23 protein-coding genes and 1 tRNA gene are annotated in these 25,565 nt (G+C 40.6%); 6 read left to right on the top strand and 18 right to left on the bottom strand.

Going from position 1 to position 25,565, the window contains the following annotated elements; genetic code table 11:
- Positions 1 to 33 precede the first annotated feature (33 nt).
- Together ACRRSX_RS08995 and ACRRSX_RS08990 are read right to left on the bottom strand one after the other, a co-directional pair.
- The gene (locus ACRRSX_RS08995; protein ID WP_432453542.1) at positions 34 to 510 is read right to left on the bottom strand and encodes an LPP20 family lipoprotein; all 477 of its coding nucleotides are present in this window, start codon (positions 508 to 510) and stop codon (positions 34 to 36) included.
- Positions 491 to 1,075 (bottom strand): FlgO family outer membrane protein, encoded by a 585-nt coding sequence (locus ACRRSX_RS08990; RefSeq protein WP_432453543.1) that lies wholly within the window; start codon positions 1,073 to 1,075, stop codon positions 491 to 493. The genes ACRRSX_RS08995 and ACRRSX_RS08990 overlap by 20 nt, the downstream gene beginning before the upstream one ends.
- Before the next feature lie 105 nt (positions 1,076 to 1,180).
- Here ACRRSX_RS08990 and ACRRSX_RS08985 point away from each other — a divergent pair, with 105 nt between their 5' ends.
- On the top strand, positions 1,181 to 2,323 hold the full coding sequence (locus ACRRSX_RS08985; RefSeq protein ID WP_432453544.1) for a flagellar assembly protein T N-terminal domain-containing protein: 1,143 nt from the start codon (positions 1,181 to 1,183) through the stop codon (positions 2,321 to 2,323).
- A gap of 358 nt (positions 2,324 to 2,681) precedes the next feature.
- Positions 2,682 to 2,757: transfer RNA gene (locus ACRRSX_RS08980), tRNA-Arg, on the top strand.
- A gap of 187 nt (positions 2,758 to 2,944) precedes the next feature.
- On the opposite strand, the gene galK is transcribed toward ACRRSX_RS08980, so the two are convergent.
- The 3 genes from galK to galE are packed head-to-tail and all read right to left on the bottom strand — an operon-like array spanning position 2,945 to position 6,263.
- A complete protein-coding gene (galK, locus tag ACRRSX_RS08975) occupies positions 2,945 to 4,114 on the bottom strand; it encodes a galactokinase (protein ID WP_432453545.1) in 1,170 nt (389 codons plus the stop codon).
- Positions 4,107 to 5,189 carry a UDP-glucose--hexose-1-phosphate uridylyltransferase gene (locus tag ACRRSX_RS08970; RefSeq protein ID WP_432453546.1) on the bottom strand — a complete coding sequence of 361 codons (1,083 nt, stop codon included), beginning with the start codon at positions 5,187 to 5,189 and terminating at the stop codon, positions 4,107 to 4,109. Before ACRRSX_RS08970 ends, galK begins: the two co-directional genes overlap by 8 nt.
- A gap of 54 nt (positions 5,190 to 5,243) precedes the next feature.
- Positions 5,244 to 6,263 (bottom strand): UDP-glucose 4-epimerase GalE, encoded by a 1,020-nt coding sequence (gene galE / locus ACRRSX_RS08965; protein ID WP_432453547.1) that lies wholly within the window; start codon positions 6,261 to 6,263, stop codon positions 5,244 to 5,246.
- A 710-nt stretch (positions 6,264 to 6,973) separates the two neighbouring features.
- Here galE and ACRRSX_RS08960 point away from each other — a divergent pair.
- Positions 6,974 to 8,755, top strand: a complete 1,782-nt coding sequence (locus ACRRSX_RS08960) for an AMP-dependent synthetase/ligase (protein ID WP_432453548.1) — start codon at positions 6,974 to 6,976, stop codon at positions 8,753 to 8,755.
- 73 nt (positions 8,756 to 8,828) lie between these two features.
- Here the strand turns inward: ACRRSX_RS08960 and ACRRSX_RS08955 are convergent, their stop codons facing one another.
- Together ACRRSX_RS08955 and ppiC are read right to left on the bottom strand one after the other, a co-directional pair.
- On the bottom strand, positions 8,829 to 9,200 hold the full coding sequence (locus tag ACRRSX_RS08955; protein WP_432453549.1) for an AAA family ATPase: 372 nt from the start codon (positions 9,198 to 9,200) through the stop codon (positions 8,829 to 8,831).
- A gap of 92 nt (positions 9,201 to 9,292) precedes the next feature.
- The gene (gene ppiC, locus ACRRSX_RS08950) at positions 9,293 to 9,571 is read right to left on the bottom strand and encodes a peptidylprolyl isomerase PpiC (RefSeq protein WP_432453550.1); all 279 of its coding nucleotides are present in this window, start codon (positions 9,569 to 9,571) and stop codon (positions 9,293 to 9,295) included.
- A gap of 408 nt (positions 9,572 to 9,979) precedes the next feature.
- Here ppiC and ACRRSX_RS08945 point away from each other — a divergent pair, with 408 nt between their 5' ends.
- Genes ACRRSX_RS08945 through ACRRSX_RS08935 form a run of 3 tightly spaced genes read left to right on the top strand, consistent with a single transcriptional unit; the run spans position 9,980 to position 13,733 of the window.
- Positions 9,980 to 10,648 (top strand): YjbF family lipoprotein, encoded by a 669-nt coding sequence (locus ACRRSX_RS08945; protein ID WP_432453551.1) that lies wholly within the window; start codon positions 9,980 to 9,982, stop codon positions 10,646 to 10,648.
- A 33-nt stretch (positions 10,649 to 10,681) separates the two neighbouring features.
- A complete protein-coding gene (locus tag ACRRSX_RS08940) occupies positions 10,682 to 11,590 on the top strand; it encodes a capsule biosynthesis GfcC family protein (protein WP_432453552.1) in 909 nt (302 codons plus the stop codon).
- Positions 11,583 to 13,733, top strand: a complete 2,151-nt coding sequence (locus tag ACRRSX_RS08935) for a YjbH domain-containing protein (protein WP_432453553.1) — start codon at positions 11,583 to 11,585, stop codon at positions 13,731 to 13,733. The genes ACRRSX_RS08940 and ACRRSX_RS08935 overlap by 8 nt, the downstream gene beginning before the upstream one ends.
- 74 nt (positions 13,734 to 13,807) lie before the next feature.
- Here ACRRSX_RS08935 and ACRRSX_RS08930 read toward each other — a convergent pair whose 3' ends face one another.
- The 11 genes from ACRRSX_RS08930 to asnB form a co-directional block, all read right to left on the bottom strand.
- Entirely contained in the window at positions 13,808 to 14,974 is a 1,167-nt protein-coding gene (locus tag ACRRSX_RS08930) for a nucleotide sugar dehydrogenase (RefSeq protein ID WP_432453554.1), read from the bottom strand.
- Positions 14,975 to 15,345: 371 nt separating this feature from the next.
- Positions 15,346 to 16,620: a hypothetical protein gene (locus ACRRSX_RS08925; RefSeq protein WP_432453555.1), complete on the bottom strand. Its 1,275-nt coding sequence runs from the start codon at positions 16,618 to 16,620 to the stop codon at positions 15,346 to 15,348.
- Between the two features lie 215 nt (positions 16,621 to 16,835).
- Entirely contained in the window at positions 16,836 to 17,762 is a 927-nt protein-coding gene (locus ACRRSX_RS08920; protein WP_432453556.1) for a glycosyltransferase, read from the bottom strand.
- Positions 17,762 to 18,898 (bottom strand): hypothetical protein, encoded by a 1,137-nt coding sequence (locus ACRRSX_RS08915; protein ID WP_432453557.1) that lies wholly within the window; start codon positions 18,896 to 18,898, stop codon positions 17,762 to 17,764. Before ACRRSX_RS08915 ends, ACRRSX_RS08920 begins: the two co-directional genes overlap by 1 nt.
- Positions 18,895 to 20,067: a hypothetical protein gene (locus ACRRSX_RS08910; protein ID WP_432453558.1), complete on the bottom strand. Its 1,173-nt coding sequence runs from the start codon at positions 20,065 to 20,067 to the stop codon at positions 18,895 to 18,897. Before ACRRSX_RS08910 ends, ACRRSX_RS08915 begins: the two co-directional genes overlap by 4 nt.
- Before the next feature lie 67 nt (positions 20,068 to 20,134).
- Entirely contained in the window at positions 20,135 to 21,277 is a 1,143-nt protein-coding gene (locus ACRRSX_RS08905) for an N-acetyl sugar amidotransferase (protein ID WP_432453559.1), read from the bottom strand.
- A 5-nt stretch (positions 21,278 to 21,282) separates the two neighbouring features.
- Positions 21,283 to 22,011, bottom strand: a complete 729-nt coding sequence (locus tag ACRRSX_RS08900; RefSeq protein WP_432453560.1) for a HisA/HisF-related TIM barrel protein — start codon at positions 22,009 to 22,011, stop codon at positions 21,283 to 21,285.
- On the bottom strand, positions 21,989 to 22,588 hold the full coding sequence (gene hisH, locus ACRRSX_RS08895) for an imidazole glycerol phosphate synthase subunit HisH (protein ID WP_432453561.1): 600 nt from the start codon (positions 22,586 to 22,588) through the stop codon (positions 21,989 to 21,991). The genes ACRRSX_RS08900 and hisH overlap by 23 nt, the downstream gene beginning before the upstream one ends.
- The gene (locus ACRRSX_RS08890; RefSeq protein WP_432453562.1) at positions 22,588 to 23,568 is read right to left on the bottom strand and encodes a sulfotransferase; all 981 of its coding nucleotides are present in this window, start codon (positions 23,566 to 23,568) and stop codon (positions 22,588 to 22,590) included. The genes hisH and ACRRSX_RS08890 overlap by 1 nt, the downstream gene beginning before the upstream one ends.
- A gap of 35 nt (positions 23,569 to 23,603) precedes the next feature.
- A complete protein-coding gene (locus ACRRSX_RS08885) occupies positions 23,604 to 24,044 on the bottom strand; it encodes an adenylyltransferase/cytidyltransferase family protein (RefSeq protein ID WP_432453563.1) in 441 nt (146 codons plus the stop codon).
- Entirely contained in the window at positions 24,038 to 25,564 is a 1,527-nt protein-coding gene (asnB, locus tag ACRRSX_RS08880) for an asparagine synthase (glutamine-hydrolyzing) (protein ID WP_432453564.1), read from the bottom strand. The genes ACRRSX_RS08885 and asnB overlap by 7 nt, the downstream gene beginning before the upstream one ends.
- Between the last annotated feature and the right edge of the window lies 1 nt (position 25,565).

Genomic DNA, 25,565 nt, shown 5'->3' with positions numbered 1-25,565 from the left:
CTTAAGATATCGGCATGAAAGCGAAATTCTTTACTAAAATTGTATGGTTTTTTGACTCTCTAGGTGCCGAGTTGGAGCCATTGACATAGTAACCCGATATACCTCCCTAAAATCAAGTTGTAATTCGGTCACATACACATCATCAACAGCATAGGCATTAATCACCTTCGCACCTCGAATTACCCCAGCCACCGAAGCCGCTAAACGTTCATTGCCTAACACCAAATCACTCACAGTAGCGGTACTATCAATGTGTTGCCCATAAACTTGCTCGGATAATTCACGGTAAGCATCCAGCTTAGAGGCTTTCATCGCCCGTAATTGCTTGGTTGATTTATCGGCTCCCCTTTGTTGGCTAATTGGCGCATAACCAACCGCATTCACTACTGTAAAATCGCCAGGAGGCTGATAAGTCCATTCAACCTGCTTGACCTGAGTCGTCGGAGTACAAGATAGCAATAACAATAGTGCTAAGCTAAAAGACCATATTTTAAAGTACAGTTTGTTCATGGCGTTGTAAGCTCCCATTCATGCTTGTGACTCGAGGAGAGCTTGCTCCTGCGCTATTTGGAATAAATTGATAAGCGGCCGACACCACCTGTTGACTGGCTAAATTAACTAGCCGCAAATTCACATGCCGGCCAGAGGTTGTTCGTTGAAAACTACCAACCACCACATAGCTTATTTGCATTTGTTCGCGTAAAAGTTCTGCATCGCGCGATAAAGAAAATTCACCGTAGCCGGGGTCCATCTGTAAACGTCCGGTGAGTCTTGCCTCAACCGTATGGATCCCCTCTCGGGATAAAGCGGCAAACATTGCCTCTGCAATTTGCCGCCCAAATCCATCACTGGATTGCAAGTTGTCCAAATCAACCACTGAACTAATCGCGACCGTATCTGTAGCACTCAACTCTAAATCATCGGTTAACTGCTTAGAAAGATTATCGACATGTGCGTACAATACTGCATCTTGTTGTTCCCTTGGTTCAACATAAGGATAATTAGTAATATGGTGTAAGCTGGTATTGCATCCTTGTAACGCAAGCACCGCCAGTAGTAAAGTCGTATAACGCATAGTAATCTCCTCCGACTAAACACTATTAAGCAATAACCATTCCAGTCAAAAAAATAACGCTTTTTTTAGGTACAGTTATTGCTTGTTAGTGACGAGGAGGGCCTTATGAAACTATTAATTTTAATGATCGCGATGCTAGTTAGCATTCCCAGTCAAGCAGTGTGGTACGAGGCAAAAGGTCACGCGACCATCATCAGCCAAGATGTTGAGCAGGCACGCAGCAATGCCACCCAAGAAGCGGTCAAACAGCTACTTCTGTATTCTGGCGCCTCGGTAACCAGTATTAGTCAGGTGACCGAAGGCAGACTCACCCTTGATCAATTGGAAGTTGTCTCGAAAGGCTCGTTGCATAACTTAAAAGTATTAGATGAAGGCCGTCGGGGACAGCAGTACTTTGTGGTTTTACAGGCCGATGTTTTCCCAGCAACAGGCCAATGTAAAGCCAGTGGCTTTAGTAAAAACCTGTTGTTACTCCCTCCTTACTTAAAACAACAGAATCAAGTACGAGTAGGACAAATTCACGAAATATCACCCGCCGTGGAGCAACGGACCTATGATATTGCCCGCCAGTTAGGGAGTCAGTTTAATATTAAGCACCCTCCCAAATTACCATTAAACTACCATCAACCGGGAGTGCATGACTTTATTGCGATTAAAGATATTGCTCATCGTTATGGTGCCCAATACCTTTTAGGGATCGAGCTGGAAAATATTTCGCTAGATCAAGACTACGCTCCCAAACACTTTAACTTTAGTTACCCCCAACGCTATTTCATTATTAATGTGCGAGTCTATAACGCCATCGACCTAGAAGAGATTTACAACAAACGTTTTTCGGTGAATGCCCCTTGGGAATTTGACGCACGTGAAATTGTCTCACCTCACTCGGCTAAATTTTGGCGCTCAGCCTATGGGCAAACGGTGAATGATACCCTGCAAACGGTGATTTCGGAGGTGGATGCCTTACTCGCCTGCCAGCCTTTACAGGGGAGTATCGTGAAGGTTCTCGGACCGGACCGCTGGCAAATTAACCTAGGTCATGCCAATCAACTAAATCCGGGGATGTTATTAAGTCTGATCCATCAAAATTATCATTGGGGACAATGGGACATTCCCAGACAAGAACAACATATTGCCGATAGCATGGTACGCATTGAGCAGATTTACCAACAAAGTGCCATTGTGGTCGCCGTCGATCCAACCATGACTGCCAACATCCAACTTGGCGATTTGGTGAGTAAACAATAAAAGTTAGCGCTGTTTGTCTTTGATGATTGCCATACCAATCGTTTAAGATCCATTGAACAGAGGCTAAGCCACGAACGATGAAAAAATGACTTAACTAAATGTTCGACCCGCTCCGAAGGAGCCAAAGATCCCGGTCCTTTTTCCTTGAAAGAAAGCTTGAGCGTACTTGGCTTATAAAACCAAGTGACATACTTGTAGTTCATCTTATGCTAATGCTCTGGGAAACGTAAAATCCCTAGCTTTTAACTTGGCGACGAAGTAATCAAACAGTTAGCCGAAGCTTTTCATACGTTTAAAGCTGGGTATAATGAACGCCGCAACACCAAGTACTGTAATATAGGGTTTGCAGAACCATCCCGTCCCCTTAGTTCAGTTGGATAGAACAAGGACCTCCTAAGTCTTAGACGTGAGTTCGAATCTCGCAGGGGACGCCATTTCGTTTTACTTTCCTCAAGATCTTCGGCGCAAACTAAAATTTTGCCGAGACTCGTAGATGTATAACAACTTAGAAAATCAAAAACCTCGAACGACGTCGAGGTTTATGTTGAAAAACACCAAGTAAATGATAACAACGGCTCATCGCTAACCCCGCGCCAAATAGAGCAGTCAACGAATGAACAGCTATGACACGATAGTTCCCGCGCCCGTCATCGCTTTACACACGTAAATAGTTTCTTTTAAACCAGTTTGAGCCTGATAATATTGCTCGACCGCTTGGCATACACCATCGACCAAAGACGGTGGCATAAGAGCAACAACGCAACCACCAAAGCCACCACCAGTCATCCTTACTCCGCCTTGCGCGCCAATTTGTTGCTTCACAATATCCACCAGCGCGTCCACCTCAGGCACGGTAATTTCAAAATCATCACGCATCGAGGCATGTGATTGCTCCATTAACACACTCAGCTTAGCCATATCATTGGCTTTTAGGGCCTCGGCTGCGGCCAAAGTACGGGTATTTTCAGTAATGACGTGTCTAGCTCGTTTGGCTACTATCGGCTCAAGCGTCGCTGCTTTCTCGTTAAATAAGGTTTCGCTCACATCCCGTAAAGCGCTTACCCCCAAACCGCGTGCCGCTGCTTCACACTGCTCGCGGCGAGTATTGTATTCACTGTCAACCAGGCCGCGTTTTTTATTGGAGTTAATAATCACCACCGCCATTTCTTCGGGCATGGCGACTGCGGTAGTCTCTAAAGAGCGGCAATCAATTAATAATGCATGATTGGCCTGTCCCTCTGCCGAAATCAGCTGATCCATAATGCCGCAATTACAACCGACGAAGTTATTCTCCGCGGCCTGACCAATTAAAGCGATTTCTTGCTGAGTAATAGCTAAATCAAATAGAGTCTTAAAGGTTTGTCCAATAACCACTTCTAAAGCAGCCGATGAACTTAAACCCGCGCCTTGTGGGACATTGCCACTCACGGCAATATCGGCACCACCCAATTGATAGCCTTTATTTAATAGACAGCTAATCACGCCTCTAACATAGTTCACCCACATACAGTTTTGGTCAAACTGCAACGGCTGAGTAATATCAAACTCATTAATTTGATTATTATAATCTACCGATATCACTCGTACCATGCTATCACTACGCGGTGCTGCCGCGACGACGGCTTGATAATCAATGGCACAGGGCAATACAAAACCATCGTTATAATCGGTATGCTCACCAATTAGATTCACTCGCCCTGGCGCCTGAATAAAATAACTCGCAGAGGCCCCGGTCATTTCCATAAAAGCCGCGGAGACTTTGTCAATCAATCGTTGAGTGCGATTAGTCATGGTTAACCCCTTGTGGTTGATCTTGTTGTTTATAATGCACGTCACTTAGATCTCGTAAACGAGCGGCGGCTTGTTCCGCAGTCAAATCTCGTTGGCTTTCCGCCAACATTTCATAACCCACCATAAACTTGCGAACACTGGCAGAACGCAGCAAAGGTGGATAGAACAAAGCATGCAACTGCCAATGTTCTGTTGAGGTATCCCCGTCTTTAAAGAAAGGGGCGTAGTGCCAGCCCATCGAATATGGGAAGGAACACTGAAACAAATTGTCATAACGGCTGGTCAATTTTTTAATGGCAAGAGCCAAATCATCACGCTGTTCGTTCGACAACTCACTCATCCGGCGAATATGAGTTTTGGGTAACAACATGGTTTCAAATGGCCAAGCCGCCCAGTAAGGTACCAACGCTAACCAATGTTCAGTCTCAACCACGGTGCGGATCCCTTTGGCTTGCTCCTGAGTCACATAATCCAAGAGTAAATTGCGACCATGCTGCTGATAGTAGGCTCGCAAATGTTGGTCTTTGCGCTCAATTTCATTGGGTAAAAAACTGTTCGCCCAAATTTGCCCATGCGGATGTGGTTGAGAACAACCCATGGTTTCGCCTTTATTTTCGAAGGCTTGTACCCATAAATAGTCCTTACCCAGCGCTTCAATCTGCTCACTCCATGTATCGATAACGCTACGGATCGCGCTCACTGGCAACTCAGGTAAGGTTTTACTATGATCTGGCGAGAAACAAATCACTCGACTTAAACCCCGTGCTTGCTGACTCACAAACAAAGGGTTGTCTGATTTTGGAACATCAGGAGAATCGGTCATCAAAGCAGCGAAATCGTTACTAAAAACATAAGTGCCTTGGTAGTCTGGATTTTTGTCCCCAGAGATACGCGTATTAGTAGGGCACAAGAAGCAACCCGCATCATAACTGGCCAGTGCTTCCTTTGAGGGCGTTTCATCTTGACCGCTCCATGGGCGCTTAGCCCGATGCGGCGAAACTAAAATCCACTGGCCACTTAAGGGGTTATACCGACGATGCGGATGTTCAGTTGGGTCAAATACCTGATCTAACATAATTGTTCTCTACTCCGTTAAAGGCGTCGATCTAGACGCACTCTAAATAAATGTTTATTGCTCATAACCATTAGGATTCTTCGATTGCCAGTGCCATGTGTCAGCACTCATCTGCTCAATACTTCGACTAGCTTTCCAGCCCAATAACTGTGCCGCCTTATCGGTCGCGGCCCAACATTCACTAATATCACCGCCGCGACGAGGGCAAATTTGATAGGGAATTGGATGTCCACAGGCTTCCTCAAAGGCTTTCACCATTTCCAAGACCGAACTTCCCTTTCCTGTGCCCAAATTGAAGATATGCAAGCCGGCCGTTTGAGCCACCGCCTTTAAGGTCGCGATGTGCCCATCGGCTAAGTCCATGACATGAATGTAATCGCGCACCCCAGTACCATCGGCGGTGAGGTAATCATCGCCAAATATAGACAAACTTTCCCGGCGTCCTACCGCCACTTGAGCAATAAATGGCATTAAATTATTAGGGATCCCCTGAGGGTCTTCCCCGATTAAACCACTCGGATGAGCACCAACTGGATTAAAGTAACGTAGCAAGGCAATACTCAAATCAGGCGCGGCTTGCTGAATATCTCGCAAGCATTCTTCCACCATGTATTTACTTCGACCATAGGGATTTGTTACCGCGCCGGTCGTAAAACTTTCATCAATAGGCATATTTTCAGGTTCGCCATAAACTGTCGCAGAAGAGCTAAAAATCAGGCTTTTTACACCTGACTGGCGCATCACATCCGCTAAAACTAACGAGCCATAAACATTGTTATCATAGTATTCAAACGGTTTTAGCACCGACTCTCCCACCGCCTTTAGTCCCGCAAAATGGATCACGGACTCAATTTGATGTTCACTGAAAATTTGGTCTAATAAGCGACGATCGCGTACATCACCTTCGTAAAACATCGGTTTATGACCACTAAGACGGGCAATCCGTAGGAGTACTTCTGGCTTACTATTCGCTAGGTTGTCCAAGATGATCGGCGTAAAGCCAGCCTCTATCATCTGCACGCAAGTATGACTGCCAATGTAGCCCATACCGCCAGTCACCAAGATCTTTTTCATCACATACTCCATTTACAATGCGCTGCAGCTGAAGGTAGATCGACTCAACTTGAGTAGAATACATAACTCAGCTTACCAATTGCGTTATTGAAACATGAAAGGGTAAACGTTTCCACTCCATTCATTCAAGAGTTGAGATCTCGGTCATCCTTTCCTAAAAGTTGGAGATAATAATTAAAGATGGCGAAACATTTTTGCTACAACAAAGGGCATGTAATGATGAAGTTGTTACAAATGAGTATTAAAGCGAGAACTATAGAGCTAGCTCATCAGGCATATTTAACACAACTAACTCTCTGCCACGCCCAATCCCAAAGCAAAACAAACAAGCCCAGCAATGTTAACGTTTACCTTAAGTGCCTCATCTGTTGAAGAATCGTGAAACAAACTCACTCAACATATGCAGAGCATAGACTCAAAACAGTGATGGCATGTATTCACTAGTCAAAAGACTGGGAGCAGGCTCAGTTTCGAAAAATTCGATTGAACAACTCTGTAAATTTAGCCCGTGAATGGATGGCACTCGGAATAAGCCTCATCGCTCAAGCCCCCAAGCTCAACTAAAATAGCGAAGCTTTTATGCTGCTATTTCACTAAATGAAACATTATTCCAAAATAACTTTAGCTTACACTTGTTCGCCGAACTAAATCTCACTAAAATGCAGCCACATTTGGGCAGTTTGCCTTCATCGATTTACAGGTAAGAACACATGCAACACATCGTTACCTTGCTCAGCCAGCAAGCGCAATTACAAGCGCAACAAGTCGCGCTCAAGATCTGGCGGGACCAAGCTTGGCAATGTTTTTCATGGAAAGATTTTTCTCAGCAATGGACTCAAATTGCCAAAGGTTTAATTCACTTAGGTCACCAGCAGGGTGAACGGGTGGCGATTATGTCGCCCAACATGCCAGAATGGACCATTGCGGATGTCGGTATTTTGGCGGCTGGCGGCTGCGTGGTACCCATCTACCCCACCAATACCCTAGAACAAAGCCAATACATCTTAGCTGATGCCAATTGTAAGATCTTGTTTGTAGGGCAAGCCGAACAAGTTGAATCTGGTGTGGAGTTACTTGCAGCTGGACACATCGAAACCGTAATTTGTTTTGAAGACAGCGAATATACGGAACAGCCCAACATTCTTAGCTGGCAACAGCTACTAAGCCTAGCCAACAGCGCCGATCAACAACAGTTTAACGCTCGCCAAAAAAACCTTCGAACAGATGATTTGGCAACGCTGATCTACACCTCTGGCACAACAGGCGATCCCAAAGGCGTGATGCTCGATCATGCGAATTTTTCCGCAGCCTTTGCCATGCATCAACAACGGATCAAAGTCACAAGCAACGATACCTCATTAAGTTTTTTACCGCTTAGTCATGTTTTTGAACGCGCCTGGACCTATTACGTTCTATCTCAAGGTGCAACCAACGTCTATTTGGAAGACCCTTCACAGGTACAACAAGCCTTACCAAGAACCCAACCCACACTGATGTGCAGCGTACCGCGTTTATACGAAAAAATTCACGCAGCTATTTTGCAAAAAGTCGCGACGACATCCAAACCACGCCAAACCCTGTTCTATTGGGCGATGTCGGTGGCCCAAAGCCGCCTGCAGGCCAAGCAAAACCAAACTAAGCAGTCGCCTTGGTTAAGGCTTCGCTACCAAATCGCCGACCAATTAGTATTAAGCAAAATTCGCGGCTTCTTTGGACCCGCGCGGATCCTCCCCTGCTCGGGTGCGCGTTTGGCCGATGACATCAATCGGTTCTTTCAAAGCATAGAAGTTCCCATTGTTTATGGATATGGTATGACCGAATCCACCGCAACCATCGCCTGTTACACTGAAGGACATCAAAAGCTGGGCTCGATTGGCCAAGCACTCGAAGGCTTACAAGTTAAAATTTCCCAGCAAGGAGAAATTTTACTCAAAGGCCCTACCGTCATGCGCGGCTACTTTAATAAACCAGAAGCAACCGCCGAAACGATTGTTGGGGGTTGGTTGCATACTGGCGATGCGGGAACCATCGATACGCAAGGTAATCTGGTATTGACCGAGCGAATCAAAGAATTAATGAAGACCTCGGGTGGTAAGTATATAGCACCGCAACGAGTAGAAGGCGCACTGATCCGCGAACCCTTATTTGAGCAAGTGGCAATTATTGCCGATGCACGACATTTTGTCTCGGCGCTAATCGTCCCCGCGTTTGAAGCCTTGGAGTTACACGCCAAACAGCTCGGGATAAAATGGCAACATCGTAGCGAGTTATTAGAACATGCTGAAATCAAAGCCCTCATATCCAGCAAACTCAAGCAGGTACAAACCAACCTCGCTCGCTTTGAGCAAGTTAAACAATTTACCCTGTTACCTCGAGAATTCTGTATGAAGCAAGGTGAATTAACCCCTACCCTCAAACTACGCCGTGCCGTGATCGAGAATCGCTTTGCCGAACAAATTAATGCCATGTATGCAGAGCGGGCTCCCGCATAAATATACAAGCGATAAAAAAGACGCGAATGGCGTCTTTTTTATCAGTCGATTCATTTGTGAAGAATGAGATAAACTAGGCTTCCCATTGCTGACGCATTTTTTCAATGGTATCTAGACTCACGCCATGAATATTCGAATAATTTGCGGTGCAGCAAATAATCTTGAGCGTTGCACCGTATTGTTTAGCCAACGCGCGATAAGGCGCCATTTCCCATTGCCGAACAAAGGTATTAGCCACTACCACATCCTTACCTAAAGCTAAATAAGCCGCGGTTTGCTGCTGACACCACTGGTGGGCCTGTGCAATTTCTTCGCCCCGATAATGATAGTTTCCCAGCGCATCGACAAAGTACATATCGGCTTCGAGATGCACCGCAGCTAAGCTAGCAGCAAGGCTTGATTTTCCGCTACCAGGTAAGCCGCGGATCAATGTTAAAGTCTGCATATCAGAGAAACCTCAGGCTAGCTCGACCAACCTAGATAAAAACCGCCATGGTTCGCTCCCTTCATCTTAAACCATGCGCCCAAATAAACGAATTAGGTTCGATAAAGCACTTTAACCACATGCCAGCCAAACTTGGTTTTCACCAAATGAGGCACCAATAGCTCGCCACTAAAACACACCTTATCAAACTGAGGCACCATTTGGCCGCGACGAAACTCACCTAAATCACCGCCCTTTTTCCCCGAAGGACAAGATGAATATTTCTTCGCTAAGCTCTGAAACTTTGCCCCTTTTTTTAGTTGCTGAATAATGTCTTCTGCTTGTTGTTTGTGCTTTACCAAAATATGTAAAGCAGCTGCGGTACTTGCCATCTATGTTCCTATCCATCACTTAGAATAATGAGCGTCAACAAAGCGATAGCAATCGCGTTGTTGAAGGCTGTGAGCGAATACCAAACTTAAAGTTCTCAGCAAGATAAATTGACTCACAATACCGAGATTGCAAACCAATTTAAGGCAAACAAGAGTTTAAAAGCAGTATTGGCGCTAAGGCTTATCCCAAGTTCAGTTATTACGATAAACTATCGACAAAGTTTAGCAGCTTGGCGATCAATAGTCCCGCGCTCCCCCTTACAACTCAAATCTGCCCCCAAGACCAACAAGCATTGCGTAAACAATCAACAAAATAACTAAAGAGTCAAGATAATCAGCAGCATACTCTTTTAGCGGCTGTCATCTAATGCTAAGCTAAGCCGATATTTACAGCCTTAGGCAATGGAAATGCGTTTAAGCAAATTATTAATTTCAGCCCTGTTTTCAAGCACCATGTTAGGGTGTACTCAAGACTATAAAAGTGGTCAAGAACTAGTCGATATCGCCATCAACGGCCTCCCTGAAGCGCAACTCACTGAACAACAACGTCTCGATTTGGGCTTCGCTGCCCTCTATATTAAATACGGCGAGCATCCTCGAACCTATATCGCCCTTGCCAAAGCCAATCAAGATGAAAGAGTTTGGGCGGCCACCGACGGGATAACCCTGGTAACTCGCAACGGACAAATCATTCGCAGTGACGGCCTCCCTTTTGCAAATAGCGGGGTACGCTACCAAGGGCAAAATCCATTCACTTTAGGATTAATCTTGGCAAGCAAACAAGCCACGTTCTCAGCCACCCGAGATTTTATTTCTGAAGGTTTATTTAGCGTACCAAGTCGTTCCACATTCACAGCACATGAAACCAGCACACAAATGATCGCGGGTAGCGAGCGAAGAGTACAACGGATCAGCGAACAATTAGCAGTGCCCAGCCTCAACTTTCACACCACGAATCAGTACTGGGTCGAACAAAGCAATCACAAACAAGTGGTTTGGCGCAGCGAACAACAGCTTGGCCCCGACCAACCAATCATATTTTTAGAAACGCTAATGCCTTATTACGATGATATTTAATTCGTCATTGCAGAGCTAACAAGGAAGAATTTTATGCGCTTATTGCGTAACCAAAGACAGGAGAGCTGCTCTCCAAATCTGGCTATTTCATCTCAACCAAAGGACTTACCGCTGAGCCGTCGGGTTTATAACAAAGCCTTTCAAGCCGCCAGCCAATTGCTTTATGTAGGCCTAGCCCTTGCCAGCCTTCATATAGTAACAAGCGACGCCGAAACTTTAAGTCAAGTGCCAGCTAATAAGCAAACAGCCACATCGATGGTGGTTAGCGTTCAACAAGGCCAAGCAACTCAAGACTATACTCTGCCCGTTGACTCACGTTTAAGCCAAGTGATGATGCAAGTTGAACTCAGCGACAGTGATTATTGGTATGCCATAGCTTGGCTACGTCCGACCAACCAAGCCATTTACCAAGATAAAAAAGCGCAATTGTTGGCATTAATTGAGCAACAAATGGAGCAAGATAAATATGCCGAGCAATGGCGCCTAGTCAAACAACAAGTTTCTGCAATAATTCCCACCAATCGTTATACGGTACCTGTGCACCCCGATCGCGTGTTTGCGGCACCAGAGCAAAACTACTTGCTTAAGGCGCATGACCAATTGGTCATTCCAACTCGGCCAAGCACTGTCCGCATGACTGGATTTATTCCAACACAACAACTGGCACACCAGCCCAAACAAGATATCACCAAGTACCTAAGTGCTTACCAGCCATTCGATCTTGCAGACAATAGCTATGTTTGGCTGATTAAACCCGATAGCAGTATTCAACAACTGCCAATCGCTTATTGGAACAAACAGCAAAGCCAGCCAATTGCGCCAGGTAGCATCATTTATGTGCCAGCCAAATCTCAGCTGTTTTCAAAGCAATACCAACAAATCAACCAGCTCTACCTTGAGCTTTTACAGAACCAATACATAGGAAGCGCTCAAGGTGAATAAATTCAACCCTCCCAGAATAAACGCAATAGCAAGCAACAATACTATCTCCTTGGTCAGCATCGCCATCAGTTGTGCGCTCTGCAGCAATATTAGCTTGGCAGCCCCCAGCCAATCAGACTATGGCGGTGCAGGCCTGATGCAAATGCCGTCGGCAAGAATGAGTCCAGAGGGCGAGTTTGCGTTTAATATTAATTACGTTGACCCTTACATTCGGGGCGCCGTAGCAGTCACGCCAGTGCCTTGGTTCGAAGGGGTAATTCGCTACACCTCGGTAGAAAACCGTTTGTATAGCTCCTACCCTGGTTATAGTGGCGATCAAAGCTATAAAGATAAGGGCTTCGATGCCAAGTTTAGGCTTTGGCAAGAATCCTATTATTTACCTGAAGTCGCCGTTGGATTCCGAGATATTGGTGGAACAGGCTTATTCTCTAGTGAATATCTCGCCGCGAGTAAACGCTGGGGTAAAGTTGATTTCACGCTCGGTATGGGCTGGGGCTACTTGGCCCATGGCAGCAGCATCAGCAATCCCTTCTGTAAGCTTAAAGAGGGAGCCTGTAATCGATCCGAATGGACTCGGACTGATGACGATCAAGGCGGGCAAGTCGGTTTTGGTAATTTTTTCCGCGGTGAGCAAGTGGGCCTATTTGCTGGCCTAGAGTATCAAACGCCGATTCAGGGTTTGAGTCTCAAGCTCGAATATGACTCGAATGACTATCAAAACGAAGGCTTAAGTAACCAATTTACTCAAAGCTTGCCAATCAATGTTGGCGCGGTATATTCTTGGGGAGACTATGTGCAATTCAGCCTCGGTTACGAGCGCGGCAATACCGTGATGGCAGGTTTTACGCTACGCACCAATTATCAAACTGTCCCCAATCAAATTAAACTTGATGCACCACCAGAGCCGATTAAGGCCCAAACAGTGCCAAATCACACAACCACCGATTATGATGAACTGGTCGAGGCGCTTGCAGATAATGCGGGCCTACTAGCAAAACAAGTGGTCGTCACAGAAAAGCAAGCCGATATTACTGGGGAGCAAATAAAATATCGTGACCGTAGCGAAGCGGATCAGCGGATCGCCCGAGTACTCAGTAATCGACTGCCGGAGTCTGTCACTGAATTTAACATCATAGAAAATGCTCAAAATTTACCGCTTTATCAAACCACCATCCAGCGGGACAAATTTTTACAAGTGGCCAACAACCAACTCGATCCGCTACAAACATCAAAGTATGCCGAAACACAAGCGCTTGAAGATACGCATCAAGCGAACGACAAACGCTCTATCACCGAGGTCAAACATAAACCTTGGAATGTATCCTTATATCCCGGTTTAACCCAAAGCCTCGGTAGCCCCGAAACTTTCTACTTTTATGCCTTATCGCTACATTTAGCCGGTGAGTACCAACTGACTGATAAGCTTAAAGCTGACGGAGTCACCTCGTGGACGGTTGCCGATAACTACGACAAATTCAATTACAAAGTTGATCAAAGCACTGGCGCAATCCCCCGCTCTCGCACCTATATTCGCGAATACCTCACCGACAGTGATGTAGGTTTATCTAACTTACAACTCACTTGGTTCGATAGTTATGGTAAAAACCTTTATGCACAATATTATGGCGGTTACCTTGAATTTATGTATGGTGGAATTGGTGGTGAATGGCTGTATCGGCCCTATAATAGCGCTTTTGCCTTTGGGGTGGATATGAACCGAGTGAAACAGCGTGATTTTAACCGCGGTTTCGGCTTCAGAGATTACGAAGTAACCACAGGCCATGCGGCACTCTATTGGCAGACTCCCTGGTACAACATCCATACCGAGCTATCTGCGGGTCAATACCTCTCAGGAGATCGCGGTTTTACCGTTAATTTATCAAGAGAATTCGACAATGGCACCATCGCAGGTATATTTTTCACCAAAACAGATGTAAGCGCGAAAGACTATGGTGAAGGCAGCTTTAACAAAGGCTTTTACATTAAAATTCCTTTCGACATGATGCTTACTCGCTCCAGCACCAAGTATGCAGCCTTTAGCTGGGTTCCCTTAACGCGTGACGGTGGTCAAAAACTAATACGCAAATACAGCTTGTACGACCTCACCAAAGCCAAAGGAAGAAACAGCGTTGGGACTCACTAAGACAAATCAGCGGGTTATCTAAAATAATAAAAAAGGCGCTCTAAGCGCCTTTTTATTCAAATGTAATTAAAATACTAATCGCTACCAAATAGATCGCGGGTATAGACTTTATCGGCTACATCCTTAATTTCATCCACCATCCGATTAGCAATAATCACGTCGCAGCTTTGTTTAAACTGGTTTAGGTCACGTATAACCGTAGAGCGATAAAACTCATCTTGCTCCATTACCGGTTCATAAATCACCACTTCAATACCCTTAGCTTTAATTCGCTTCATAATCCCCTGGATACTCGAGGCCCGGAAATTATCCGACCCCGACTTCATGATCAGGCGATATACTCCGACTCGTTGCGGGTTACGCTTCACAATCGACTCAGCGATAAAATCTTTACGGGTAGTATTAGCATCCACGATTGCGCCAATAATATTATTGGGTACGTTTTTATAGTTGGCCAATAGCTGTTTGGTATCTTTAGGTAAACAATAACCCCCGTAACCAAAAGAAGGATTGTTATAATGACTGCCAATACGAGGGTCTAGACCGACACCTTGTATAATATGACGACTACTCAGACCATGTGTCTCAGCATAGGTGTCTAACTCGTTAAAATAAGCCACGCGAAGCGCCAAATAAGTATTGGCAAATAGTTTAATCGCTTCTGCCTCAGTTGAGTCGGTCAATAATACGTCGATATTCTCTTTTATTGCACCTTCGACCAACAAGTTGGCAAAAGTTTCCGCGCGCTCCGAGACCTCGCCCACCACAATCCGAGAAGGATGCAAATTGTCGTAAAGAGCCCGCCCTTCTCGTAAAAATTCCGGAGAAAAAATAATGTTATCTACTGCAAATTTTTCGCGAATAGACTTAGTGTAACCAACCGGCACCGTAGATTTAATCACCATCACCGCTGAAGGGTTAATCTCAAGTACATCTTTAATCACCGCTTCAACCGACTGAGTATTAAAGTAATTAGTCTCGGGGTCGTAATCAGTCGGTGTAGAAATAATGACATAATCAGCGTCTTTATAGGCCAATTGCTTATCTAACGTTGCGGTAAAACTTAACGATTCGTTGGTCAGAAATGCTTCTATCTCTACGTCTACAATTGGCGAGCGCTGATTGTTAAGCATTTCTACTTTCTCAGGAACAATATCGACAGCAACCACCTCATGATGTTGAGAAATCAGCATCGCGTTAGATAAACCCACGTAGCCGGTCCCGGCAACAGCAATTTTCATTCAAATATCCTTAATTTCAATCTATAAACGGTTTTTATGACAGTCTTTTGACTATAGTGAGAAATCTTTAAATCGATATAGTCATGTTATACTCATAGCTTAAGCTCCGATATAACTAAAGTTAAACGCAGATAAAAATTGGCGTTTAACTTACCATTGATAGCGAGGCGCTATTATAATTCCGCGGTGTGTTTGATGTTCAACCAGATGTTGAGTAACCCTTCGAGCAATACTTACAAACGAACCTATCAAGTTTTTTGTAAATTACTTCACGATACATAATACAACGATATTAACAAAACGACCGTTCATATTTTATGAAAATCTAACGTCTTAACGATTCAATTAAAATATGCGGAGTAACTACCTTTTTAGCGTTTTTTTACTAAAAAAGCTCTTAGCATAAAAACAAAATAAATAAGCACAAGAAATGGATCATAAATAAAGTCATTAAAACCCGACATTATGTTAACGTTTAAAGATAGATATATTAGAAACGGAACCCGAAATTTAACTGGGAAGATCACTATGCTACGTACAATAAATAGGTAAAACAAAGGAACATAAAGGATAGAAAAGACCAAGCCATAATATGAGAAATTGGCGAAAGCTTCTCCTAAAAAAAGAGTGTTATACGTTCCTCCAATACCCATCTCAACCCAGGAAGGATTGACTGTAGCCATTACTATTTCCCCAGAGCGAGGGGAAAAACCAATACCCAAAAGCTTTGAAAAGGACCGAGAAAGAGATTCAAGACCAAGGTGATTATTTTGAAATATCTCCATATGGGCATATAGAGACGATACCTCACTAATAAATATCCTGCCAATCAAACCTTCTCTAAATGGGGATAACATATATTCTAGATCGACATTTTTGATAAGTAAAAAATAGACAAAAAACATAAACAGGATAAAATATAAAATCAACTTAAATAATTTTACAAAACTAAACTTACTATTATAATTAACTACTAGATATATACTTAAATACAACATTACTAATGATATTTTTTTTAGCGAAATCAGCAAAAACAAACTAAAAATAAATGTAACTATATAGAGAAATGTAGTAAATGATTTAGTCCTATTAGATACTGAATAATAGTAAAGTAACGAGACCCAAAAAACACCTTCTAAGACAACCTTCTTAAATAAATAGTCGCTCCCTGCCGAGGTACTTGCTTTTCTTAACGCCATTATTGCATATTGATTTTTTGCTTGAAACATACCTAAAATAAAGTGCCCATCAACGTATAAATAATATGAAAAAATGAGAGATATGATGATGATGATAAGCCAATCAACCCCGTCAATTTTAGATTGAGAGTAAAGATGAACTTTACGAAGAAACCTAACATTAACTTTGCTGACATATGACATCAAAAATACGGCTGCTGTAACAAAAATAAGGATCAGTCCATCATTTTTTGTATAATTAAATACAACCTTATTAAAGTAATGACCCTCACGAAGAAAATATATAGTTATTACACCAATCCACGCTGTAACACATAATATAATCAAGCTGAAAGTAGCGGGTTCAGCTATTATACTTATATGTGTTTGACTACGCCTATTAAAAGGGAAAAACCATATATAAAAGCAAACCACAAACAAAATCAAAATAAAAAATAGTAGTTCCAACTTAGTATCCTGGAATAGATTTCATCAAAGATAGACCATCAACCGTGAAAATTAAAGAAAGCGCTCCTAATAAGGTAAAAAACGCACCTCACCGAGCTAGCATTCACCCAAAAGCATATGGAATATAATTGGCTAACATAATCATAAGTAGCTTATAATTTTATAAGAGATAGATCATTGAAAACTATAACCTTCCTGTTAATTTATAGCTTACACTAACACTTATCACCTCTGATTTTCACGAGTAGAAAATCCAAAATGAGAAAAAACAATATAACCGATTTATAAATAGGAGTAATAACTTTTGATTTAGATACATTTTTAATAAAAAATAAATAATCAAATTTTCTGTTAGTTAACAATTTAGAGTTGAAATCATCATATTGTTGTCTCAAAACCCGAACCCTTTTAGGCATACTAAGCAACAGTGATATTTTAGAACTCTTAGAGCTATTACCAAGGACATTATTGGAATGTTGGCGGTACAATACTAGAGGCTTATCAATATAAATTGTTTTCAAATCCAAAAACTTACAAATTAAAACTAAACTCCAATCGTGCATTATTTCTGATTCAAACTTAGTATTTGCATAAATAACAGATAGTTTTTTAGATATCAAAATAGTCATACCAACTACGGGATTTGCGAAAACAACACTCTCATCAAAACGTTCTAAGTTGGGTGTAAAATATGGAGAAACATGATTTCTAGCGCTAATCAGAGTTACTCCTGATGAATCAATAGTACTTACATCTGAGAAAATCAAATCGACTAAAGGATTCGATTTAATTGCATTACTATATTCAGATAGCTTATTTGGTAACCATATGTCGTCTTGGTCACATAATGCGATGTAATCAAAACTCATAGAGGACATAGTCATTTCTAGAATTCCAATTTTAAATCCTGCGGCGACTCCAATTGGGCTATTTTTAAGAACTATTTTAACCTCTACATTAACCTCTGATAAAGCAATAACTTCTGATAAAAATGTCTCTAATATCTGAACTGTTTGATCTGAACTACCCCAGTCATACACAGATATAACTGACGGCATGACTTCCTGTGAAATTATAGATTCTAATTGTTGCTTAATATACTTCTCACCATTGTAAGTACACAATAAAACTGCAATATTCATTAGTAATTTCCTGTGTACTTATTAATATTAATTGGAGAGAAGTAATCAAAAGCCCAATGACTTATCCTGGATTTATTTTCTACTGTTGGCACTACAAGGATGCACTTGTTACTTTCAATGACTTTTGAGGGATAGAGTTGATATTCATTGATAAGCCTAACAGCTTCACCCACCCATTTGTTTGTAATTACCGGTAGACCGAAATAAGTGTATTCAGCAAACTTAACACTTAACCGTGTAAACCAATCGTGAGACTCATCCATAAATATCATCCCATAATCGGCGCAATGAAATATATCATTAATGGTGATACCTTCAGGTAAGGTATCTAAGGAATAGACGCGCACATTTTCGAGTGAACCTAACTCACTTGAGAGTATCTTATCTCTGTCTTGTGAGACAATTAGAAACTGTACATCTCTACCAAATTCGTTCAATATATGGCTTGTATATAAGTCAAGATTATTCCAACCGCTATTTAAACTACCGTAATATAAGATGGTTTTCTTTTTTTGGTTCAAATTTAGACTATCTTTAAGAGATGAAACATCTTTGTTTTTATCAAATCCACCATGTTCTGTTCTAAAACAAGGAACCATTACAATGTTATCGACATTATAATGTCTAGAATAATAATCAGCCATACCTAAAGATACGCAAGAAGTACGCGCGGCCAAACCTATTATTTTACTTTCGACTCCAACCCAATAACGGTAAGATATTGAATTAACCTTCATTCGATTTGCAGTAATACACTCAAGCGGATAAAGACTTCTTGGATCGAAAATATAGTCTATATTGAAAATCCGCTTCACATAATAAGCTACTAGTCCAGAAAGGTAACCTCTTGCAACAAGTTTAGTATCGCTATTAACATTATACCTCACTCTCAAAATCAATGCACAACAGATTGCCCATAAATTATATAATACACATAGGAAGTTGTAAGCAACAACGCTTTGGGGTAACAGAATATTTAACTGACTCACACCTTCCATTTCTTGTGAATAAAATGGTCGGTTGATACTGACTATTTCAAAATTCTCTTCAAAATGGTTTATTATGGGTTCTATAAACTGTGATTTCAAAAGCCCACAGTTTAAGTTTTCATTAACAGAAATAAAAATATACTTCACTGCCCACACCCTACCTTCTCTTTACCAAATAAGGACAACAACAATTGTACTGTGAACTTTAGAGACACAATAAAGATGGATAAGATAACCTGCATTTGTGGAGAAATATCTATCCATGAATTTGATATTAACAAAAGAAATACCATTACAAATAAATTATTAGCCAGATCGTACTTTTCAAGTCCTTTCCTATATATATTAAGCCCAACACAACCAGAAAAAGTGATTAAACTTCCAAGTAATATTAGAAATGTTAGTTGATAATATTCATCGTAACTATGTATCGCCATTATAAAAACATAAAAAAACAAAACAACAAAAATCATCATTTTCGAAATTCTATCAACTGAACTTAACTTTCCTCCATTTAGTTTCACTATGACTTGCTCTTTTAATATGACAGACACAACATAAGCCAGAGGTAAAACCACCCCTACAGCATAAATGAAAGTAGCATTCATGAGATTACTATTATGACTAATTACATGGTACAGAATCGGCATGTGTATCATGTCGAATAACATAGAGAAATTTCTTTTTACAATACGCCCTTTAAAGTTTCTATATATTTCAAAAAAGGAACCTTCATTAAAATAAAATTTAATATTAAATATAAAAATAGCGAAACAGATAACAAGAGCACAAATCCCCCCTTGTATATACAACTGATCTTCTGACGTTACAATAACTTCGCCTATATTTTTTACTAAATACAAAATGAAAACCATAATGATTATTAACAAAGATCTACCATACCTTAGAAAAACAACTCCTTCTGTTTGTTTACGAAAAAGAAAATACTGAGCTAACAGTTTAATAAAGGCGTAAAAAATAGAGGTTGTTATTATTGAGAAAGATAAGTAGTTGCTTCCAGCCAAAAAATACAAAAAAATAATGATAAATGACAATGCAACCAAAGTAAAAAATGATGTGTTAAATAACTTAGATATATCAACACTTTTTCCTTCCGGACTAATATAAAGCTCCATAATTGATAAATATATAAACGTGGAGAGATATATCGCCCACGCGTTTAAAGAAAGATAATTAGCATACTGAGATTTATCTGCAAGTAAAAGTATTAATGTAATATTAAGAAAATAAGATGTTCCAGATGCTACAACTGATGAAAGCATGAAAACATACTTATTTTTAAACAGTTCAATCATTGATTGAATCCTACTGATACCGAAGTGATGAAACCATCTATAAATCCTATGATGATTTCGACACTAATTAGTGTTCAATTATTTTTCTAACATAATCTATAAAACCCTTAGAAAAAAAACCCATATCTTTGGTCTTTTTTCCAAACTTAAATATAAAGCTGTCCTTCATTGTACGGTAGTCGATATGGTATTTCTTTCCCTGGATCATATAAAGATCAAATTCCGCTTGAGTGATTCTCAACTTTTTGCAAAAATAATGTATTTCAGCTTGAGTTTCTCTGCCAGTGATATCCTCATTTTTGAGTTTATATAAGCACTCTTCTCTACTCATGTCGCCATTCAAAATAAGAGCGGAATAATGTGCTCTGCGTTTATCAAAACCAAAACGGACGGGAAGAAAGTAATTTTGATAAAAACGAGTTATAAACGACTCACCGTGCTTTCTTGGGTACTCTACCCATCCTAAATCTCGTTCACACCGGCTAACTGCTAATCGTTTTGAGTACTCAGTGTACTTCAGAGGACGAACAATGCTTAAACCACCACCGAGTTGGTCATATAAGCTCTTATACCAGTTTTTAAAAGGCAACTTTACCGGTGTAGTAGCGCTAAATCTCTCGTATAAACCTTTTAAGTAAATAGGATCTCGCTGACCGTAAGACCAATCAGAACCCATTACGCCTTCTGTTTGAGGGTTAGTACCAGACAAAACGTGTTTTATATTAAACTTTTTAGCAACTTTCCTTAGAGCATAATTAATAAATAAGTCCGTCGGAGCTTCAAGGTCCGGCACTCCTGCTTTTAGGATAGCTAACTGCATTAGTCGGAATTCTTCCCAATCAATTACCTCGGTATACAAGTCAACACCAAGTATATCAAGCTGTTTGTGAATATTAATATTTGCTAGGCCACTATTCCAACCATTATCAATATGAACAGCTAGAGGTTTAAGGCCTAAATCTCGGACAGCATGTAAAATTAAGTATGAACTATCTAATCCACCACTAACACCGACAATACAATTATACTTGCCTTCTCGACTTCCAATTTCAGCAAGTTGTTGTTTAAAAATCTTGGTTTCTTGTTTAGTGATAATATTAAGTTGTTCATATTTTTTACAGTGATTACAAACACCATCTGAGTCAAATGTGATACTTGAGTCGGTTGTATCCATTACACACTTAGAACATACAGTATAATTATTACTCATCTGATTTAACGCCCTTTTACACTAAACTTTGCAGGATAGTGAGTAAGTGGTGATTTCAATTGAGAATAAAGGCTTATTGCTGTTGTTGATACCACTCCATCTAGAAATTCCGTCTTTTTAACACTACTGAAATCTTTCAAACCACCAGATAAAAGAATCGGTAACTCCCTCACTTCTTTACTTAAATAGTTGATTACGTCTAAGTCTAAACTTGTTTCTTGCCCATCCCTACTCACATTGTTCAAGATAATTTCCCCTACAAAATCAATTGGGATAGTATCGAGAAGCTCGGTTAACTTGCCAATACGGTCTTTTCGATACTGTCCACCAACAACATAACGCTCACCAGCATTCTCGATATAATCGACAGATACAGCAACAGCTTGTCTTCCAAATCTTTCAGCCAACATATATACCTTATTCGTGCCAGCCCACACTGAATCCGAAACAATTACTTTCTCCGCACCGGAAGAAACCAATCTTGTATAATCTTCGATTTGATCACACACACCTCCTACTGTGACGGGCGAGCGACACACTGATAGGATATCTTCAACAAACTTCATATTGGGCGCGGAGCGGACAAAGTTCAACACAAGTTCTTGGCAGCCTTGATCAGAAAGAATATTGCATATGTTTATCGGACAACCTAAGTAAATGTTTGGTCTGAATTTTTCTGTTTGGTAAGCAATACCGTTAAAAATGGTTACTTTAGCGACTATTCTCTGATTCATTAATAATTTCTTCTAGTAATCGATCACCGAACTCGTAACTTTTTTCTGGATGATATTGAAAAAAGAAGCCATTTCTTGAGCGGAAGCTAGCTAATAGATTCATATTATGTCCAAGAAAAATGCTATCTCCCACATTCTGATTATTTATAACTTCTATATCAGGGACGGCATAGGAATGCATAAAATAAAAGTTGCCTATATCTCCTAGGTCTCTCCAACCGATATTAGGAACTTTTTCTTTACCTTTAGGTATCTTTTTTACTAGTCCTGATAAAAGAGATAGCCCTTTAAGGCTCCCCTCTTCACTGGATTCAAAACATATTTGCATCCCCAAACAAATACCGATCATAAAACCATCATTTTGGTAATGTTCGGTAATTTTACCTATAAGATTTTTTTCATCCAGAAATGACATACAGGAATCAAAACTTCCTACTCCTGGTAAAACTAAACATATATCTGGAGTTATATCTTGAGGGTTACAAGAAACAACATACTTCTTACTTGAGCGCTTTAACCAATATTCAACTGCTAAAATATTAGCGCCCGGTAAGTTAAGAATTACAAATCTATTCATTATGACAAGTCCAACATTTTAATTATACTTTGACACTCATCATTATATTTTTCTAGCCAACAATGTGAATTTCGCCATTGCCCGATGTTCTTTTGAGAAACTTCCGGCTTAAATTTCAGGGTGACACGCTGTTCCAGTAGTTCAGGAATAAATTCTTTCAATCTAACCAATTCATCATCATAGTTATTGCATAATGCTTCAAAACTTACAATATGAATTCTATCAGGGTTATTTGATTTTAACTCAATTAGTTGAAGATACATTCTTTTCTGCCATTTTATGAATTTATCAATTTCATACGGCATTGCAAGCCAACCGACTCTAAAAGAATCAGCGTAAACATCTAGGAGATCACGAATAACGACCACTATCTTAGCATCGCGGTGCATTTCCAAAATTGAATTTGAAAATAAAATGCTAAAGTTTTCATTGATAGCAAAATGCTTATTACCTGTTTTCTCTAAATGTTTGAATAACTGTTTTTCCACAACAGTACCAATGATTGAAAAAGCTTCTTCTTTTGTTGAAAAATCAGTTAGCCACATTTGTTTATTTATTAGGTTTTTCTTCCAGAATTTTCGATTCATCACAAAGTTAGCCGAAGCTAAAAATGATTGCGAATTTCCATACCACAGGCCTTTATAACCTTCGTAGCCGAACTCTTTCTTTAGGTCGCTTTCAATTTGTATATATGCTTCTTTCAAGTAACCTTTTAGTTTCAACTTACTGTATGGACCGAAGCTGGGTTTCGTTAATCGCTTAGTAAGCTCAGTAAAGCGATTAATACTCGACGTAATATGAAACATACTCGTTTCACCACTGAGCTTATTACCAAGATCAATCAATCCATCCGGATCGACCCATATTCGCCATTCCTGACTCGGACACAAGACACCGCTATACTCTGATAGAACATCACATAGAGCACTAGAGCCTGTAGAACCAAGTCCTGCTACAAACAGTAAAGATTTTTTTTCCACCAAAAAGACTCCTCCATCTTACCAAGCTTCTAATGTCACTTTAGTTCCTTGCTATCTATAGCTTCAGAGCGTAAAGAAAGAAGAGTATTGTTTATTAATGTAGAAGATGTAGATTTCGTATAAGGGAAATATACTAAACGCACACCAGCAACTGTTAATTCCCTATCTATTTGATCCCATTTATCAGTTTTGTACCAATCATCGCCCACAAACATAATGTTAAATTTGTAACGGTTAAAAGCGTCCATTTTATCCATTGTGGATTGCTCCACTGCTAAATCTACATATTCACACGCTGAAACTATTTCTAGTCTCTCTTCGAACGGTATTACTGCCTTTTTGTTTTTATACGAAACTAGTTCGTCATTAGTAACCCCTACAATCAACCTATCGCACATGGCCTTTGCATTCCGGAGAACCCTTACATGCCCGACATGAAAAAGATCAAAAACACCTGTTGTATATCCAACTACCATCCGAGTACCTCTAAATTAAATGCTCTGAATTTTTCATATTCTTCGAAACGACTATTGTGAGCACCAAAAGTAGAACTGAAGCCAATTTTATTTCGATTAATAGGCCCATACAACCCTAAGTTTTCACACATTTTTCTCAGTGGAAGTTTTGAATAAGTATTGTTGATCTTATCTGATGGATTCCCACGATATAAATAGCTGACCAGACCATAGCTTACAAATGGAACACGAGCCTCTTTCGATGCTGCCATACTCGCAGTATCCATTCTTCTCAACAACCCCGTCAAATGAACCTTATGAAAAAAGTCTTCAAGGAACTCAATTGGTTTTTTATTGGCTTTCAAATCGAGAAGATAACTTTCAAGTCTTTTAGTGCATAGCTCTTTAGGTGCATACCCATACAGTTCAAGAAACTGCTTTAGACTAAATTCACCATCGATGTGAATGAATGCTCTGAAGATCCGATCATAACCAAAAAATAATTCATCCGCGCCTTCCCCAGTCAAAACGACTTTTTCGTTGGCTGTCATTTGATTACAGATCGCATAAATCATACCTTCATTTGGCACACTCAAAGGCTCACCACGCAATTTAATGAGGTGCTTCCATACTTCAGTCAATTGTTCTTCTGATAGAGTTAAGGATTCAATCGACTTTCCTAATATACTAGCAGTCTCTTTAGCTTCGGCTATCTCGTTATGCGCTTCTAGGCCTATAGTATAAGTTTTTCGCGCTGAGCTAAGTTTTGTAATAAGCGAACTATCAATTCCTCCAGATAGGAGACACACGTTAGTTACATCACTTAACTCATGGAATTTCACTGAATCCCTTAATAACTGTTCAACTTTAGCTTGATCGATTTCCGATTCTGTAGAAGAACTATCTATTGTAAGAACATCGACTACATCACCATTTTTTAGGATTGTGCCCGGTAGAACTTCATCAATTTCATTGAAGAACGTTTTCCCTGGCATTGGCCGCCGAATCAAACTCCACTCAGCTAAAGATTCACTACTAACGGAACAATCGAACATTTCTCTAATTGAAATAGTTTCAGATGATAGAAAGAATCCTTGGTCGGTACTTGCACTAAAGAGAGGCTTAATGCCGAACCTATCTCGAGCTGCCCACCAGCTTTTCTCTTTAAGATCGTAGATCACTAGCGCAAACATACCATCTAGCATAGAGAAAATGGCTTTACCTTCTGATGCAAAGCCTTCAATAATAGTCTCAGTATCACAATCGGTATCACATGTAAGATCTAAACGCTTTCTGATATCTAAATGATTATAAATTTCGCCATTATAAATAATTTTATAACGGCCGCACTTAGAAGACATAGGCTGATTTGTTGACGATGTCAGGTCTAATATTGACAATCGAACATGTCCAAGATGAACATCACCAATGTTTAGATACCCAATAGCATCTGGCCCACGCCATTCTTGTTTTTTTAAAGCTTTAACAAAACAGGACTCTGTAATATTTTGAAGTGACTTTGCAAAAAATATCCCACACATA

The organism is Agarivorans sp. QJM3NY_30, assembly GCF_050870855.2.
In the GTDB taxonomy this organism is placed as follows: domain Bacteria; phylum Pseudomonadota; class Gammaproteobacteria; order Enterobacterales; family Celerinatantimonadaceae; genus Agarivorans.
The sequence above is the reverse complement of the archived record's forward strand: the minus strand, read 5'-3'. Positions and strand labels throughout refer to the sequence as shown.